Raw genomic sequence first — 16,156 nt, 5'->3', positions numbered from 1 at the left:
GAATCTCCTCGACGGGTTCCAGCACGGCCGCCAAGCGCGCCGTCATCGACTTTTGCCGGCAATCAGCCGCGCGTTCACGTAGACGCCGAAGCAGTTCACCGTCTGATACCGGCGTTTCTGGCTGCTCACCGCCTGCGCTTACCCTGCCTGCCTTATCCATTTCGCCTGCACTCCCATTGCGTCTAATCGGAAGCAATTTTGCCACGCAAGCGCATGATGAGTGCATGGAAAGTGCACGGAGAATGCACGCCAACCCCACCTGAATCGATTACATCCATCCGACAGTCTTCGCGAATCTCCGTCTACGCGGTCAGGTACGGCACCCAATGCAGCCCCATTTATAACGTTCCGAGGACATGCGCCGTTGCGCCCGCGCAGCCATCGCCTCACCAACTCCAATGCGATCAAACCCCATTTTCAGCCACCGCTCACCAGTCCCGCCCCTGCCGATTTCCTCGCTCGTCAGGGTCGCGAAACATCGTTGTATTTTTACAAATCTCAGAATAAATCAAATAGATCGGTTTGAACTTAATTGGATTGGACTGGACGAGATTGGACACCGTCGATTTCTCATCATACTTATCCTCACGATTGCCTCACCCCTTGAATTTGTATAGCTTGCGAATTCAACCACTGCACTGAGACTTATTTTCGGACTGGAGACGCTCAGATCGCTAACGCAAGAGAGGATGAAGCAAACACACAAACTACATCGAACACATACAAGTTACGTCGAAGCAACACAACTTGCGACGATACGGTTGTCAGCCGTTGCTCAGCGAGGTGGCTGATCGCTATCGGACGCCGAACAGGTCCAGAACAGACCGTCCCTTGCTTGTTTGGAGCGGTCATAAGTATGTATATCAGGATGATTTAAATTTGCCAGATAAAAATGATCTCTTTTTCACACAGACCACATGAATCACTGGTTTTCTGCAATGCATGATTTATGGAGCTTATGTAATAGAAAGCAGCAACAGTAGACAGACATTACCTCACCCATCATCAACGACCAGCCTGACACACCTTAGACTCTAGTTTCAAGTGCAACACCTGTATTGAGATAGGGTGTTGCGATGAAGAAAAGCTACAGCCACCTGAGCGCGGAAGAACGTGCGGTGATCATGATCGAAAGCGGAAAGAAGGTGAGCGTGCGCGCGATCGCCCGACTGCTCGGACGCAGCGCATCGACCGTCACGCGAGAACTGGCGCGCAACCGCGCCGAGTCTGCGCGATGTTATGACGCGACGGTCGCGGCCAAGGCCTACCGCACGCGGCGCGAGCGAAGCCGGCGGCCGCGCAAACTGCTTGCCGCAAGCGCGCTGTACTGGCATGTGCATCATCAACTGGTCTATCGGCGCTGGTCGCCGCAGCAAATTGCTGCCAGACTTCGCGAGATGCACCCAGACAGCCCCGACCAGCGCGTCAGCCACGAAACGATCTACGCGGCGATTTACACCCATCCTCGTGGTGGCTTGAAGCAAGCCATGATCGAGGCGCTTCGCCAGGAAAAGCCTGCGCGCGGCAACCCGCGCAAGACCCTTGCCCGCAAGAGCTTCGTACCGGAAGAACTGCGCATCATTCACCGGCCCGAGCAGATCGAAACGCGCAAATGGCCGGGGCATTGGGAAGGCGATCTGGTCAAGGGCGCCTTCAATCGCTCCTGCGTGGGCACGCTGGTCGAGCGCAAGACACGCTTCGTGGTGCTGTGCCGCATGGACGGCTGTACGGCGAAGGATGCACTCGAAGGCTTCACGCGCCAGATGAAGAAGTTGCCGGCGTTCTTGCGCGAGAGCCTGACGTATGACCGTGGATCGGAAATGACCTGTCATGTCGAACTGGCCGAGCGGCTGAATCTCGATATCTGGTTTGCGGACCCATACGCGCCTTGGCAGCGAGGCAGCAACGAGAACACCAACGGTTTGCTGCGCCAGTTCTTGCCCAAGGGCATGGACCTGTCGGGCGTCACGCAAACGCAGTTGAACGACATCGCCAAATTGCTCAATGGCCGTCCTCGTCAAACCCTCGGATGGAAAACGCCGGAAGAGGCGATGGCCATTGAATTGGCTGCCGCTGGATTAGCGAAACGTTGCACTTGATTCTTGAGATCGCCCACCTCATTACACCATTCATTCAACATTCAAAACAACAAGGAGAAGTTAAATAAAATCATCACCGCACACAAAAACTCGCATTTTCAAATTCAATCTTAACAGGTGATCAATCATGTCTTTCGAAGAAGACGATTTCAGCAAGATTTACGAATACGTGGACTGGACGACCAACACGGAAGGAGCCTCGGTCGATGGCAAAGAGAAGACATATCTACGCGACGGATTCGGCGTGCTCAGGCCGATCCTAGTCGCCATGGAGGCGATGGCGCGCGAGATCGAATTCGACAAGAACTGCATTGGTTTCGAGATCAAGACGAACGAGCGCGGCAGGATGATCGTTACGCCGAAGGAGAAGACGGAAACGTTAAAGTACTTCCATTATCTCAAGGTGTTCTTCATGTACCACACCAAGTCGGAGCGTTGCGTCTTCAGCCCGCACGTGCAAGCGGTCGTCGAGGCGTTGGACGCCATAGGCCTGCATCCGTACTCCTTCCGCTTCCGTGAACCCGGTACGCGCGAGCCCAGTATGGGCAAAACGCATGGCGCAATCTTCAACGAGGTTGTCGCTAAGGTGAGTGAGATCGTCGCTTCGTCTGTGTTCAAGGAGCGTGTGCGGGTGCGTAAGCGCAATGCGGAACGGAACGAGTCGAAGGGGCTCGCAATCGAGCGGCAGGTGTTCGAGAGCAAGTCGCGCCAGCTCGTGCTCATGCTGCACTTCGGTTTCCAGGAGCCACACCGCTCGAAGATCACGTTCCAAGAAATCCAGAAATACCGCCAGAAGTTCTTCAATAATTGCCGCACCAACAAGTTGCTGCGCGGCATTGTCGATTACATCTGGAAACTCGAAGAAGGCGACGAATCCGGTTTGCATCTGCACGTGCTCATCTTCTACACGGCCGATTCGTGTCGCGACGTGTACATCGCGAAGCTGATCGGGGAATACTGGGTCAAGGTAACGGATGGCAAAGGTCAGTATTGGAACAGCAACGCCAACAAGATTTTCCACGAGAAGTACGGCCACGGTGTCGGTACGGGCGAAATCAACTGGGACAACGACGCCAAACGTGAAGCGCTGCGCGAAAACATTCGTTACATGACGAAAGCGGACCAGTTCCTCAAGATGAAGTACGGCGAACGCAGCCACATATTCGGTACGAGCCAGGTGAAGGAAAAGGAGAAGTCGGGACGTCCGCGTGGGGTAAAGCCGAAGCGCGACGGCAATCTAGCCGGCAGCACGACGATGAACTCGCGCGAGGAAGCGGATATGGATGCAGAACGGGACAACTAAATCGAACCACAGCAGCCTTTGAATCAGGTCGTTAGAGGTGTGTAGCGGGCGACTCCAAACAATGGCCGTCAGTGGGCTGCAATGGGCTCCTGACGGTTATTCAATTACGCTCCAATCCGAGTCGCGGGATTGACCAACTACATAGCCCTCGGCTTCAACAAGAGACGCGGGTAAATGCTTTATATCGACGCCGAGCATTTCAGTGGAATCGTCGGTCGATACCTGATTCCGAGTTTCTGAGAGCAAGATCGACAACCGCTGCGTCAGCGATGGTGCCTTTCCTCCGATACCAGGACCTATTCACGCAAAATTATCCCTCTCCTGAGCGGTGACCCAGGCTTGTATTTCCTCTTCATTCCACCCGACCGCACTATTGGCCGTTGCACCGAGCGAGAATGAACGCGGGAACGTCGGATCGTAGTAGGGAGACCGCGAGTCCATGCGATTGTAGATGGAGCTTCTACTCAAGCCGGTTAGCTCGCATACACGCTTGAGACGTGCAACTTTACCCCGCAGCCGCGGTTGAGCGTCCAACGGTTGTTCGAGTACTTCGCAAACTGGCTGTTTCGAGGTGTCCGGCACACCGGCAACCAACCCCGCCGCCGATTGGGTGGGCGCGCCAACGCTCTGTATCGATTCGTCTGGCGACGGCATAGCCGCCGAAGCGACCTTTCGCTTTGGCTGTTTCGATTGCTTACTTCTGCGGACCTTTACACCCGCGGCATCGTCTCCATACGCGAGACCACACCGATCGAGATAGGCAAGCGCCTGCGCACGTGGAATGAAGCTGCCTGTCGTCAGCACGGGAATCGGGGCATTGTGCCCATTCACGGCGGTCACTCGCCCTTCCGCGAATTCAGTCTGAAGGGCTCGCCGATGATGGTCACGGACATCATCCTGCTGCCGCTCATGTCGCTTTATATCGGCTGCCGTCACAAACACTGGCACCCAGGCAGGCCGCCCCGAAATGTCGCGATACGCAGACAGGAACGCCTCTTCATCCTGCGGAGAAATCGGAGAGCAAAGCGTCGGTAGATCCGGCAACAGCTTCTCAAGAACAACCCGGTCGTCATCGTCCAGATCAACGATCGACGGCACTTCCACCACCTCACGGCGTGGCGCAACATTCAACGGAAGCTCGTCGTCACCATCCGGAGCTTCGGGCGGCTCCCGAAGCATCTCATCGAGAGTGCGGTCATCGTCGGACAGCAAGACCCGCTGGAGACCCATATGAAGCGGCCAGCGCTCGCGCTGATCCGTAGATGCCGCCAACGACACTTCTCGGGTGATCCGCTTCCCAATGACGCATTCGATCCCCACTAGATCCTTCTTGGCGAGCGGACATAGCGCTTGTGCGATCGCGTCGCAGAAGTGCCAGAATTCGAGCAGCGGATCAGACGGAAGCTTGACGCGGACTTGCACTTGGACCCCGTTGGACGATGTGTCTTTTCCCGGGAGTATACGGGACGAGCAATCACCGGGGGCCGCCGGCAGCGCCTCCAAAAAACCGTGCCCACCCGACCGCAAAAACGCCGTGCAACCAAATGGGAGGCGCAGCCAAGCATGTCTCCGCTGATGGGCCTGCCGATGGGCTGAAAAAGAAAAAGCCCCGTAAGTCCTTGAACTTACGGGGATTTTTACTTTATTTTGGCGGAGAGGGTGGGATTCGAACCCACGGTACGGGGAAACCGTACGCCTGATTTCGAGTCAGGTACATTCGACCACTCTGCCACCTCTCCTTCCTTGCTGCTTTACTGCATTTCGCGTTTGGTCGTTTCCGCGAAAGAAAAGATTATAGAGCGATCTCTTCGAATCTCACAAGCCCTTTTTGCAAATTTTTTTGCGAGGCCTTCGGAAGCAGGTTGCGGGGCAAGCTCACGACGCCTGTGCCGGCGCGTCGATGCGCTCGATGCCGCCCATGTACGGACGCAGCACTTCCGGCACCGTGACCGAGCCATCCGCGTTCTGGTAGTTCTCCAGCACCGCGACGAGCGTGCGGCCGACCGCAAGGCCCGAACCGTTGAGCGTATGCACGAGTTCCGGCTTGCCCTGTGCGTTGCGGAAACGCGCCTGCATCCGGCGCGCCTGGAACGCCTCGGTGTTCGAGCAACTCGAGATCTCGCGATAGGTGTTCTGCGCAGGCAGCCACACCTCGAGGTCGAACGTCTTCGCGGCCGAGAAGCCCATGTCGCCCGTGCACAGCGTGATCACGCGGTACGGCAGGCCGAGCTTCTGCAGGATCGCTTCCGCATGGCCGACCATCTCGTCGAGCGCCGCGTACGACGCATCCGGCGCGACGACCTGCACCATCTCGACCTTGTCGAACTGGTGCTGGCGGATCATCCCGCGCGTGTCGCGGCCATACGAACCGGCTTCCGAGCGGAAGCACGGCGAATGCGCGGTCAGCTTGATCGGCAGCGCGGAGCCTTCGACGATCGACTCGCGCACGGTGTTCGTCAGCGAGATTTCCGACGTGGAGATCAGGTATTGCGTGACCTTGTTCTCCTCGCCGCCCTTCTCGACGCGGAACATGTCGTCCGCGAACTTCGGCAGCTGGCCCGTGCCGTACAGGATTTCCGGGTTCACGATGTACGGCGTATAGGCTTCGGTATAGCCGTGCTGCTGCGTGTGCGTGTCGATCATGAACTGCGCGAGCGCGCGGTGCAGGCGCGCGATCGCGCCGCGCAGCATCGTGAAGCGCGCGCCGGCGAGCTTCGCGCCCGTCTCGAAATCGAGGCCGAGCGGCGTGCCGACGTCGACGTGATCCTTCACCTCGAAGTCGAACTGGCGCGGCGTGCCCCAGCGGCGCACCTCGACGTTGTCGGCTTCGTCCTTGCCGACCGGCACGCTTTCGTGCGCGACGTTCGGCATACCCAGCATCAGGTCGGACAGGCGCGCCTGGATGTCGCCGAGCTTGGCTTCCCCCGCCTTCATTTCGTCGCCGATCCCGCCGACCTCGGCCATCACGGCCGACGTGTCCTCGCCCTTCCCCTTCATCGCGCCGATCTGCTTCGACAGGCTGTTGCGGCGCGCCTGGAGCTCTTCGGTACGGGTCTGGATCGCGCGGCGTTCCGCTTCGAGAGCGGAGAACGCGGCGATGTCGAGGGTGTAGCCGCGATCGGCGAGGCGCTTCGCGACGCCGTCGAGGTCTTTGCGCAGCAACTGGATGTCGAGCATGGGAGGACATGGAGAATCGTTGTGTAAGACGGGAATTCTAACGCACCGCGGGCCCGTGCCGGCATCGGCCGGATGGACAACGCCGGAACACGCCGCGGCCGGCCGTGGCAGACTCGCGGTGCCGGCCGCATGTCGCCCGCCGGCAAACCGCCACGCAGGGGACCCGAGAACCGATGGCCATCGAACTGGACAAGGAAACACGCGACCGCGCGATCGCGTCACTGCAACGCTATTTCACAGAAAACATGGACGAGCCGATCGGCAATATCCAGGCCGGCGCGCTGCTGCATTTCTTCGTCGAGGAGATCGGCCCGGTGATCTACAACCTCGCGATCGCCGACGCGCAGTCGAGCCTGCACACGCGTATCGCCGAACTCGACATCGAATGCCACCAGGAGCCGTTCGACTACTGGAAGAAGCAGCCGGCACGCAAGCGCTGACGCAGGCCGGCCGCTCGCGCGCTAATCCTTCTTGCCGGCTTCGCGGTCGAGTTCGCGCAGCCACGCGAGCTTGTCGGCGATCTTCGATTCGAGCCCGCGCGGCACCGGCTGGTACCAGCGCGGCTCGCGCATCCCGTCCGGCAGGTACGTCTCGCCGGCCGCATACGCATTCGGCTCGTCGTGCGCGTAGCGATAGGCGTGGCCGTAGCCGAGCTCCTTCATCAGCTTGGTCGGCGCGTTGCGCAGGTGCACGGGCACCTCGCGCGACTTGTCCTGCTTCACGAACGCCATCGCCTGGTTGAACGCGTTGTAGCCCGCGTTGCTCTTCGCCGCGCACGCGAGATAGATCACCGCCTGCCCGAGCGCGAGCTCGCCTTCCGGCGAGCCAAGCCGCTCGTAGGTTTCGGCCGCGTCGTTCGCCACCTGCAGCGCGCGCGGATCGGCGAGGCCGATGTCTTCCCACGCCATCCGCACGATCCGCCGCGCGAGGTACTTCGGATCCGCGCCGCCGTCGATCATCCGGCAGAACCAGTACAGCGCGCCGTCCGGGCTCGAACCGCGCACCGACTTGTGCAGCGCCGAGATCTGGTCGTAGAAGTTGTCGCCGCCCTTGTCGAAGCGCCGCGCGTTCAGCGTCATCGCGCTGCTGACGAAATCGGCATCGATCGTCGCGACGCCGGCCGACGTGGCCGCCGTCTGCGCCTGCTCGAGCAGGTTCAGGAAGCGCCGCGCATCGCCGTCCGCATAGCCGACCAGCGTATCGATCGCCTTGTCGTCGAACGCGAGGCCGTCGAGCGCAATTTCCTGTGCGCGCTTCAGCAACTGGCGCATCTCGTCGTCGTCCAGCGACTTCAGCACGTACACCTGCGCACGCGACAGCAACGCCGAATTGACCTCGAAGCTCGGGTTCTCGGTCGTGGCGCCAATGAAGGTCACGAGCCCCGACTCGACGAACGGCAGCAACGCGTCCTGCTGCCCCTTGTTGAAGCGGTGGATCTCGTCGACGAACAGGATCGTGTGGCGGCCGGTGCGGTTCAGCGTGTCCTTCGCCTGCTCCATCGACTCGCGGATGTCCTTCACGCCGCCGAGCACCGCGGACAGCGCGATGAATTCACAGTCGAACGCCAGTGCGGTAAGCCGTGCGAGCGTCGTCTTGCCGACGCCGGGCGGCCCCCACAGGATCATCGAATGCGGCTTGCCCGATTCGAACGCGAGCCGCAGCGGCTTGCCTTCGCCCAGCAAATGCGTCTGGCCGATCACCTCGGCGAGCGTCTTCGGCCGCAGCGCCTCGGCGAGCGGCCGGCGCGGCTCGACTTGAAACAGATCGGACATGAACCCTCGCTCCATCAAACGGTCGCGGCCGAACCGGCCGCCGGACCCGACATTATGACAGCCGCGCGACGGCACCGCCGTGCCTGCCGCCCACGCCCGGTGCCCGCGCCCGGTGCCCGCGCCCGAAAACAACACGGGCCTGCCGTCGCCGGCAGGCCCGTTGCGAAAAAGCGGCGTGCGGCGCCGGTCAGCCGGTAATCACGTCGGCGCCCTTCGGCACGACGAACTTGAACGTATCGCCCTTCAGCGGCGGATTCGTCTGGATGTTCGTAAACGTCAGCAGCGTGACGTTGCCGAACACGTCGTGCAGCTCCATCGCGGCGAGCGTGCCGTTGCGAAAACCGATGCCGATCCGCTGGAACTGCGTGTCCTGCGCCTTCGGCAGCATCTCGAGCCACTCGATGCCGCCCTTCTCGCCGGCATCGCGCAGCGTGTAGTTCTTGTCGAGATCGTTGCTGCCGAACAGGATCGCGGCCGGGCTCGCGCCCAGCGCGCCGTTCAGCTTGCGCTCGGTCACCTGGTTCAGGTCGCGGTCGTATACGTAGAGCTTCTCGCCGTCGGCCTGCAGCACCTGCTGGTACGGCTTCTGGTACGTCCAGATGAACTTGCCCGGGCGCGCGAACACGAACGTGCCGCTCGAATTGTCGGTGGGCTTCGGCGCGGCCTGCGCGGCGCTCGCGCCCTTCGCCGGCGCCTTGACGATCTGCTGCGTGAAGTCGCCCTTCGCCGAACGCACCTGCGACACGAACGCCTTCAGCTGCTCGGTGCCGCCCGCGAACGCGTGCGTCGCCGCGAGCATCAGCGATGCGCCGGCGAGCGCCGCGCCGAGCCAGCGCCGCGTCGAACGAAGGGACATTGCGAACGAATGTTGCTGCATATTGCGGTTTTCTCCCTGGGTGGCCGGCGCGGCGAACGCCGCGGACTCATTCCGCGTCGCGCGCCGGCACAAGAATTTCGCGGTTGCCGCTCGACGACATCGCCGACACGAGCCCCGACTGCTCCATCTGCTCGAGCAGCCGTGCCGCGCGGTTGTAGCCGATCCGCAGGTGACGCTGCACGAGCGAGATCGATGCGCGGCGGTTCTTGATGACGATCTCGACCGCCTGGTCGTACAGCGGATCAGACTCGCCGCCGCCTTCACCGGTTCCCGCGCCGGCCGAGCCCTCGTCGCCGTCGGCCGTGCCGCCTTCGAGCAGGCCCTCGACGTAGTTCGGCTCGCCCTGCTCCTTGAGCTTCTCGACGACGCGGTGCACTTCGTCGTCGGCGACGAACGCCCCGTGCACGCGCACCGGCAGCCCGGTGCCTGGCGGCAGGTACAGCATGTCGCCCATCCCGAGCAGCGATTCCGCGCCCATCTGGTCGAGAATCGTGCGCGAGTCGATCTTCGACGACACCTGGAACGCGATCCGGGTCGGCACGTTCGCCTTGATGAGGCCCGTGATCACGTCGACCGACGGACGCTGCGTCGCAAGGATCAGGTGGATGCCGGCCGCGCGCGCCTTCTGCGCGATCCGTGCAATCAGTTCCTCGACTTTCTTGCCGACGACCATCATCAGGTCGGCCAGCTCGTCGATCACCACGACGATGTTCGGCAGGCGGCCGAGCGGCTCGGGATCTTCCGGCGTCAGGCTGAACGGATTCGGCAGTTTCTCCTCGCGCTTCGCGGCCTCGTCGATCTTGTTGTTGTAGCCCGCGAGGTTGCGCACGCCGAGCTTGCTCATCAGCTTGTAGCGGCGCTCCATCTCCGCGACCGTCCAGTTCAGCGCGTGGCCGGCCTGGCGCATGTCGGTGACGACCGGGCACAGCAGGTGCGGAATGCCCTCGTAGACGCTCATTTCGAGCATCTTCGGATCGATCAGGATCAGGCGCACCTGCTCGGCTGTCGCCTTGTACAGCAGCGACAGGATCATCGCGTTGATCCCGACCGACTTGCCCGAGCCGGTCGTACCGGCGACCAGCAGGTGCGGCATCTTCGCGAGATCCGCGCACACCGGCTTGCCGCCGATGTCCTTGCCGAGGCTGAGCGTGAGCGCCGACGATGCGGCCGCGTAGACCTCGGAACCGATGATCTCGGACAGGTGCACCGTCTGGCGGCGCTGGTTCGGCAGTTCGAGCGCCATGTAGTTCTTGCCGGGAATCGTCTCGACGACGCGGATCGACACGAGCGACAGCGAGCGCGCGAGATCCTTCGCGAGGTTGACGATCTGGCTGCCCTTCACGCCGGTGGCCGGCTCGATCTCGTAGCGCGTGACGACCGGGCCCGGATACGCGGCCACGACGCTCGCCTCGACGCCGAAGTCCTTCAGCTTCTTCTCGATCAGGCGCGACGTGAATTCGAGGGTATCGGCCGAAATCGCCTCCTGCGCCTTCGGCGCGGGGTCGAGCAGCGACACCGGCGGCAGCGTCGAATCGCCGGGCAGGTCGGTGAAGAGCGGCACCTGGCGCTCGCGCTCGACGCGCTCGGACTTCGCCGGCGTGACGACCGGCGGCACGATCGTCACGGGCTCGTGATCCTCGATGCGCACGCGCTCCTCTTCGACCTTGCCTTCGCGGCGCACGGCCGCGGCCTCGCCGAGCTTGCGGTCGCGCTCGGCCTCGCGGCGCAGCTTCGCGACGTTGACGGCCGACAGGATCGCACCGCCGACGCGCTCGGCGACCGACAGCCACGAGAAACGGAAATACAGCGACAGGCCGATCGCCAGCGCGATCAGCAGCAGCAGCGTGCCGCCCGTGAAGCCGAATGCATGCGACATCGCGCCCGCGACGGCCTCGCCGATCACGCCGCCCGGCGCGCGCGGCAACTGCACCTTCAGCGACCACATGCGCAGTGCCTCGATGCCGTCGCACGCCAGCACGACGAGCACGAACGCGAAGATTTCGGTGAGCCAGCCGATCGGCCGCTCCGGCTCGTCGGGCAACGCTTCGTGACGCGTGATGCGGCGGTAGTTGACGGCGATGCGCCGCGCGAGCGGCACGATCAGCCAGTAGGCCGACAGGCCGAACAGCAGCAGGATGATGTCGGCCGTCCAGGCGCCGACGCGGCCGGCCCAGTTCGAGATGTGGTCCACCTGGGCGGCGTGCGTCCAGCTCGGATCGCGCCGGCTGTAGCTCAGCAGGGCCATCACCAGAAATGCGCAGAGCGCGACCTGGAGAATCCAGCGGATCTCCGTGAGGAGCTTCGACATCCGGTGCGGCAACGCCTGTGCCTGGGCGGAATAAGGAGCTTTTGCCATGAATCCGTATAAAGAGGACGGGCTGCGCGCCCGCCTGTCGTTCGATCCCGCATATTGTAAGCGCTGCACCGCGCCGCCAAGTGTAAATGACGGTTACATGGGCGCCGGCCGGCGACCGCCCCGTCGCCCCCGCCCCGCCGAACGCTATCGCCGCGATTGAAACTCTCGTTCGGCAACGCAGCAACGGGGCCTTTATAATGCGCGTCTGATACCCATCTATGACGGCATCCCGGTCAACCCGGATCGTACGGCGAGCCCTACCCCGCCCGCCGCGGCCGACTTTTACGGATTCGCACATGTCCACGCCCAAACACGCCAAAGTCCTGATTCTCGGTTCCGGCCCCGCCGGCTACACGGCTGCCGTCTATGCGGCACGTGCCAACCTGTCCCCGGTGCTGATCACCGGCATCGCGCAGGGCGGCCAGCTGATGACCACGACCGACGTCGAAAACTGGCCGGCAGACGCGAAAGGCGTGCAGGGTCCGGAGCTGATGGCGCGCTTCCTCGAGCACGCCGAGCGCTTCAACACCGAAATCGTGTTCGACCACATCCACACCGCGAAGCTGCACGAGCAGCCGATCCGCCTGATCGGCGACTCGGGCGAATACACGTGCGACTCGCTGATCATCGCGACCGGCGCGTCCGCGCAGTATCTCGGCCTGCCGTCCGAAGAACACTTCATGGGCAAGGGCGTGTCGGCCTGCGCGACCTGCGACGGCTTCTTCTATCGCGGCCAGGAAGTCGCGGTGATCGGCGGCGGCAACACGGCCGTCGAGGAAGCGCTCTACCTGACGGGCATCGCGAAGAAGGTCACGGTGATCCACCGCCGCGACAAGTTCCGCGCGGAGCCGATCCTGATCGACCGCCTGCTGGAAAAGGAAAAGGAAGGCGCCGTCGTGATCAAGTGGGATCACGTGCTCGACGAAGTGACCGGCGAGGATTCTGGCGTCACGGGCCTGCGCATCAAGAACGTGAAGACCGGCGCGACGGAAGACCTCAGCGTGCAGGGCGTGTTCGTCGCGATCGGCCACAAGCCGAACACCGACCTGTTCCAGGGCCAGCTCGAGATGAAGGACGGCTACATCCTGACGAAGAGCGGCCTGCACGGCAACGCGACGTCGACGAGCGTGCCGGGCGTGTTCGCCGCCGGCGACGTGCAGGACAACGTGTACCGCCAGGCGATCACCAGCGCGGGCACGGGCTGCATGGCCGCGCTCGACGCGCAGCGCTACCTCGAAAGCCTGCACGACAAGAAGTAAGCCGCGAGACCGCTAGACCGCTCGCGCCGGGCGCTACAATGGCGTCCGCTGCCGCGAAGCGGGCTCGACCGGAACGCCGCTGCCGCCGTGCAGCGGCTTTTTTTTGCCCGCGCGCCCGAACGCGCCTGCCCTGCGACCCGAATCATGGCGAAGAACCAGCCCCATCCGAGCGATCCCGCGAAGCGGCAGATCGCCGCCCGTCCCGCGAACCCCGCGCCCGTCGCGCCGGCGCCCGCGCCCGATCCCGCCGCATTGCGCGGCCAGGGGCTCGCGGGCCTCGGCGCATTGCGCAAGTCGCTGCAAGGCGAAGCCGATCGCCGCGAACGCCAGCGCGTCGAAACGGCCAGGGCCGAGCGCAAGGCGGAAGCCGACGCGAACCTGTTCCGCAACGAGATCGGCGCGATCCAGCCGCTCAATGCCCCGCCGCGCGCGGCGGCCGGCCGCACGCCGCCCGACCCGGTGCCGAAGCAGACGCAGCGCGACGAGGAAGCCGTGCTGAACGCGACGCTATCCGACGAATTCGATCCCGAGACGCTGCTCGACAGCGACGACTCGCTGTATTACCACCGCCCCGGCATCAGCCGCGACGTCGTGCGCAAGCTGCGTAGCGGCGCGTGGATCGTGCAGGCGCAGATCGACCTGCACGGGATGCGGCGCGACGAGGCGCGCGACGCGCTCGCCGAGTTCATCCGCGAAGCCGGCAAGAAAGGGCTGCGCTGCCTGCGCGTGATCCACGGCAAGGGGCTCGGCTCGATCGGCAAGGAACCTGTGCTGAAAGGCAAGGTGCGCGCGTGGCTCGTGCAGAAGGAAGAGGTGATCGCGTTCTGCGAGGCGCGCGGCCACGACGGCGGCGCGGGCGCGGTGCTGGTGCTGCTGCAGCCGTTCGCGGCGCCCGCCGACCGGGGGCCGCGTGCCGCATCCTAGGCTGACGCTCGCGATCGCGGTACTGGAGGCGATCGCCACGCTGGCCTTTGCGATCTCGGGCTTCATCGAGGCGCGCAAGAACCGTCTCGATTCGGTCGGCACGTTCGTCGTGGCGCTCGCCACCGCGTTCGGCGGCGGCACGCTGCGCGACATCCTGCTCGAGCGCCGTCCGTTCTACTGGGTCGTGCACGACGACTACGTGATCGCGATCTTCGTGCTCGCGCTGTTCGCGCCGTTCGTGCTGCGCATGCTGTCGCGGCTGTCGGCCGAGCGGTTGCTGCTCGTCGCCGATGCGATCGGGCTCGGGATCTTCAGCATCTCGGGCACGGCGATCGCGCTCGACGCCGAGATGCCGCGCTTCATCGCGGTGATGATGGGCGTGATTACCGGCGTGGTCGGCGGGATCATCCGCGACGTGCTGTGCAACGACATCCCGCTGATCCTGCGCGATTCGCGGCCGTACGCGACCTGTGCGTTCGTCGGCTGCTGGTTCTACCTGCTGCTCGTGTGGCTGCAGTTCGATTCGGTGTACAGCGTGCTGCTCGCGACCGGCTTCATCCTCGTCGCGCGGCTCGCGACGTTCAAGTTCGACGTGCGGCTGCCGCACTGAGCGCAGACCACCCGCTGTCCGGAATTGACGCGATCCATCGGACACAGTCTTTTACATATCCCTTTCGACGCGCAATGGCCCCATGCTACGTTCCGCCCGGTGATGACAACCGAGTGGAAAGCGGCATGAGCATCCTTTATGCGGTGGTTGAAGGCGATCCGTTGGACAGCGGAGGCCACGTACTCAAGGAAGGAAAATGCGGAACGATCACGGGTGACGACGGCGAGCGCCGAAGTATCGCGTTCCTCGGACAACAGGCGTGGTGCAACACCTGCGAAAGCGTCGGAACGATCGAAGCGGCTCCCGGCTCTCCGGACAATGGACGAATGCGCGACCTCGCTTCCGGCGGAAGGCTTCAAGCCCTGGATGGAGATTGGGTCCGATGCCGTTGTGAACGCCCCCCTCGCATCATCTCCCTGTACGGGCGCAAATGGCCCGACAACTGCGTCGAACTCGGGGGTGTCTCTTGAAACCGGGCAATCGACGCGTCTCCCATTCGAAGGCGTAACAAGACACGTCGTCGCTGCCCCGGCTCATTCGCGTTACGCGTTACGCGATCCGCTCTTCCGACGCCGGATCGAACAGCACCGCCTTCGACACGTCGAACAGCAGCGACTGCGTCTGCCCCGGCTGCGGGTTCGCGGCCGGATGCACGCGGCTCACGATCCGCTTGCCGTTCACCTGTGCGAACACGTGAGTATCCGGCCCGGTCGGCTCGGTCACGTCGACGCGCACGTCGATCGGCTGCAGCTTCGACGCCTCGCCGTGGTGCGCGTTGCGGGCATCGGTGATGCGCTCCGGACGCAGCCCGAGGATCACCTCGCGGCCGACGTGGCCGTTCATCCGCTTCGCGTCGAACGGCAGGTTCAGCGCGCTGCGCGCGAGGCCCGTGTCGATCTCGAGCGCGATCCCGCTGCCCTGCTCGACCAGCTTGCCGTTGATGAAGTTCATCGGCGGCGCGCCGATGAAGCCCGCGACGAACAGGTTCGACGGCGAATCGTAGATCTCCTGCGGCGCGCCGAACTGCTGGACCACGCCGTCCTTCATCACCGCGATCCGGTCGCCGAGCGTCATCGCCTCGATCTGGTCGTGCGTCACGTAGACGATCGTCGTGCCGAGACGCTGGTGCAGCAGCTTGATTTCCGCGCGCATCTCGATGCGCAGCTTCGCGTCGAGGTTCGACAACGGCTCGTCGAACAGGAACAGCGACGGATCGCGGGCGAGCGCGCGGCCCATCGCGACGCGCTGGCGCTGGCCGCCGGACAGCTGGCCCGGCTTGCGGTCGAGCAGGTGCTGGATCTGCAGCATCTGCGACACGCGGTCGACGATCTGCTGCTGCTCGCTCTTCGGCACCTTGCGGATGTTCAGGCCGAACGAGATGTTCTCGCGCACCGTCATCGACGGGTACAGCGCGTACGACTGGAACACCATCGCGATGTCGCGATCCTTCGGCGACAGGTCGTTCACGACCTTGCCGTCGATGCAGATCTCGCCGCTCGTGACCGTCTCGAGCCCGGCGATCATGTTGAGCAGCGTCGATTTCCCGCAGCCCGAGCCGCCCACCAGGATCAGGAACTGTCCGTCCTCGATCTCGATGTCGACACCCTTCAGGACCGGCACCCCGTTCGGGTAGGTCTTGTACACGTCACGGATGGAAAGGCTTGCCATGCTGTGAATCCTCTGTCTCGTCTCGCGCGGCGCACTCCGGCGCCGCGTCGGGTTCGTTTCGATGCGCCGCGCGCGAGGCGCGGCCGGTTCGTCGTATCGGATGAAGCCGCG

13 protein-coding genes and 1 tRNA gene are annotated in these 16,156 nt (G+C 63.3%); 7 read left to right on the top strand and 7 right to left on the bottom strand.

Annotated elements, in window-relative coordinates; translation table 11 throughout:
• The first annotated feature begins 1,076 nt into the window (after positions 1 to 1,076).
• Both WT26_RS08045 and WT26_RS35435 read left to right on the top strand, forming a co-directional pair.
• The gene (locus tag WT26_RS08045; RefSeq protein ID WP_080485635.1) at positions 1,077 to 2,099 is read left to right on the top strand and encodes an IS30 family transposase; all 1,023 of its coding nucleotides are present in this window, start codon (positions 1,077 to 1,079) and stop codon (positions 2,097 to 2,099) included.
• Between the two features lie 127 nt (positions 2,100 to 2,226).
• A complete protein-coding gene (locus WT26_RS35435; RefSeq protein ID WP_080485634.1) occupies positions 2,227 to 3,402 on the top strand; it encodes an inovirus-type Gp2 protein in 1,176 nt (391 codons plus the stop codon).
• Positions 3,403 to 3,702: 300 nt separating this feature from the next.
• Here WT26_RS35435 and WT26_RS37980 read toward each other — a convergent pair whose 3' ends face one another.
• The 3 genes from WT26_RS37980 to serS form a co-directional block, all read right to left on the bottom strand.
• The gene (locus WT26_RS37980) at positions 3,703 to 4,824 is read right to left on the bottom strand and encodes a helix-turn-helix transcriptional regulator (RefSeq protein ID WP_196774787.1); all 1,122 of its coding nucleotides are present in this window, start codon (positions 4,822 to 4,824) and stop codon (positions 3,703 to 3,705) included.
• 226 nt (positions 4,825 to 5,050) lie between these two features.
• Positions 5,051 to 5,141, bottom strand: a tRNA-Ser gene (locus WT26_RS08030).
• Between the two features lie 136 nt (positions 5,142 to 5,277).
• Positions 5,278 to 6,579 (bottom strand): serine--tRNA ligase, encoded by a 1,302-nt coding sequence (serS, locus tag WT26_RS08025; protein WP_059529501.1) that lies wholly within the window; start codon positions 6,577 to 6,579, stop codon positions 5,278 to 5,280.
• A gap of 173 nt (positions 6,580 to 6,752) precedes the next feature.
• Here serS and WT26_RS08020 point away from each other — a divergent pair, with 173 nt between their 5' ends.
• Complete coding sequence (locus tag WT26_RS08020) at positions 6,753 to 7,019, top strand: DUF2164 domain-containing protein (RefSeq protein ID WP_059529498.1); 267 nt, start codon at positions 6,753 to 6,755, stop codon at positions 7,017 to 7,019.
• 21 nt (positions 7,020 to 7,040) lie between these two features.
• On the opposite strand, the gene WT26_RS08015 is transcribed toward WT26_RS08020, so the two are convergent.
• The 3 genes from WT26_RS08015 to WT26_RS08005 all read right to left on the bottom strand — a co-directional run bounded on the left by WT26_RS08015 (position 7,041) and on the right by WT26_RS08005 (position 11,584).
• On the bottom strand, positions 7,041 to 8,351 hold the full coding sequence (locus WT26_RS08015) for a replication-associated recombination protein A (RefSeq protein WP_059529495.1): 1,311 nt from the start codon (positions 8,349 to 8,351) through the stop codon (positions 7,041 to 7,043).
• A 187-nt stretch (positions 8,352 to 8,538) separates the two neighbouring features.
• Positions 8,539 to 9,228 (bottom strand): outer membrane lipoprotein chaperone LolA, encoded by a 690-nt coding sequence (lolA, locus tag WT26_RS08010; protein WP_059667436.1) that lies wholly within the window; start codon positions 9,226 to 9,228, stop codon positions 8,539 to 8,541.
• A 46-nt stretch (positions 9,229 to 9,274) separates the two neighbouring features.
• Entirely contained in the window at positions 9,275 to 11,584 is a 2,310-nt protein-coding gene (locus WT26_RS08005) for a DNA translocase FtsK (protein WP_069272556.1), read from the bottom strand.
• A gap of 296 nt (positions 11,585 to 11,880) precedes the next feature.
• On the opposite strand from WT26_RS08005, the gene trxB reads away from it, so the two are divergent.
• From trxB to WT26_RS37200, 4 genes are all read left to right on the top strand, one after another.
• Positions 11,881 to 12,843, top strand: coding sequence for a thioredoxin-disulfide reductase (trxB, locus tag WT26_RS08000; RefSeq protein WP_021163435.1), 963 nt, complete (start codon positions 11,881 to 11,883; stop codon positions 12,841 to 12,843).
• Positions 12,844 to 12,987: 144 nt separating this feature from the next.
• The gene (locus WT26_RS07995; RefSeq protein ID WP_059529482.1) at positions 12,988 to 13,767 is read left to right on the top strand and encodes a Smr/MutS family protein; all 780 of its coding nucleotides are present in this window, start codon (positions 12,988 to 12,990) and stop codon (positions 13,765 to 13,767) included.
• Positions 13,754 to 14,377, top strand: a complete 624-nt coding sequence (locus WT26_RS07990) for a trimeric intracellular cation channel family protein (protein ID WP_027788121.1) — start codon at positions 13,754 to 13,756, stop codon at positions 14,375 to 14,377. The genes WT26_RS07995 and WT26_RS07990 overlap by 14 nt, the downstream gene beginning before the upstream one ends.
• Before the next feature lie 125 nt (positions 14,378 to 14,502).
• Positions 14,503 to 14,847, top strand: a complete 345-nt coding sequence (locus tag WT26_RS37200; protein ID WP_155123083.1) for a hypothetical protein — start codon at positions 14,503 to 14,505, stop codon at positions 14,845 to 14,847.
• A 79-nt stretch (positions 14,848 to 14,926) separates the two neighbouring features.
• Here WT26_RS37200 and WT26_RS07985 read toward each other — a convergent pair whose 3' ends face one another.
• The gene (locus WT26_RS07985) at positions 14,927 to 16,045 is read right to left on the bottom strand and encodes an ABC transporter ATP-binding protein (protein ID WP_021163438.1); all 1,119 of its coding nucleotides are present in this window, start codon (positions 16,043 to 16,045) and stop codon (positions 14,927 to 14,929) included.
• Positions 16,046 to 16,156 lie beyond the last annotated feature (111 nt).

Source organism: Burkholderia cepacia (genome assembly GCF_001718835.1).
GTDB lineage: Bacteria > Pseudomonadota > Gammaproteobacteria > Burkholderiales > Burkholderiaceae > Burkholderia > Burkholderia cepacia_F.
The sequence above is the reverse complement of the archived record's forward strand: the minus strand, read 5'-3'. Positions and strand labels throughout refer to the sequence as shown.

Bases quoted from the DNA above. Each gene is read 5' to 3' on its own strand.
- WT26_RS08045 (WP_080485635.1), top strand. From the start codon at position 1,077: ATGAAGAAAAGCTACAGCCACCTGAGCGCGGAAGAACGTGCGGTGATC.
- WT26_RS37200 (WP_155123083.1), top strand. From the start codon at position 14,503: ATGAGCATCCTTTATGCGGTGGTTGAAGGCGATCCGTTGGACAGCGGA.
- trxB (WP_021163435.1), top strand. From the start codon at position 11,881: ATGTCCACGCCCAAACACGCCAAAGTCCTGATTCTCGGTTCCGGCCCC.
- WT26_RS08005 (WP_069272556.1), bottom strand. From the start codon at position 11,584: ATGGCAAAAGCTCCTTATTCCGCCCAGGCACAGGCGTTGCCGCACCGG.
- WT26_RS35435 (WP_080485634.1), top strand. From the start codon at position 2,227: ATGTCTTTCGAAGAAGACGATTTCAGCAAGATTTACGAATACGTGGAC.
- WT26_RS08020 (WP_059529498.1), top strand. From the start codon at position 6,753: ATGGCCATCGAACTGGACAAGGAAACACGCGACCGCGCGATCGCGTCA.
- WT26_RS07985 (WP_021163438.1), bottom strand. From the start codon at position 16,045: ATGGCAAGCCTTTCCATCCGTGACGTGTACAAGACCTACCCGAACGGG.
- WT26_RS08015 (WP_059529495.1), bottom strand. From the start codon at position 8,351: ATGTCCGATCTGTTTCAAGTCGAGCCGCGCCGGCCGCTCGCCGAGGCG.
- lolA (WP_059667436.1), bottom strand. From the start codon at position 9,228: ATGCAGCAACATTCGTTCGCAATGTCCCTTCGTTCGACGCGGCGCTGG.
- WT26_RS07995 (WP_059529482.1), top strand. From the start codon at position 12,988: ATGGCGAAGAACCAGCCCCATCCGAGCGATCCCGCGAAGCGGCAGATC.
- serS (WP_059529501.1), bottom strand. From the start codon at position 6,579: ATGCTCGACATCCAGTTGCTGCGCAAAGACCTCGACGGCGTCGCGAAG.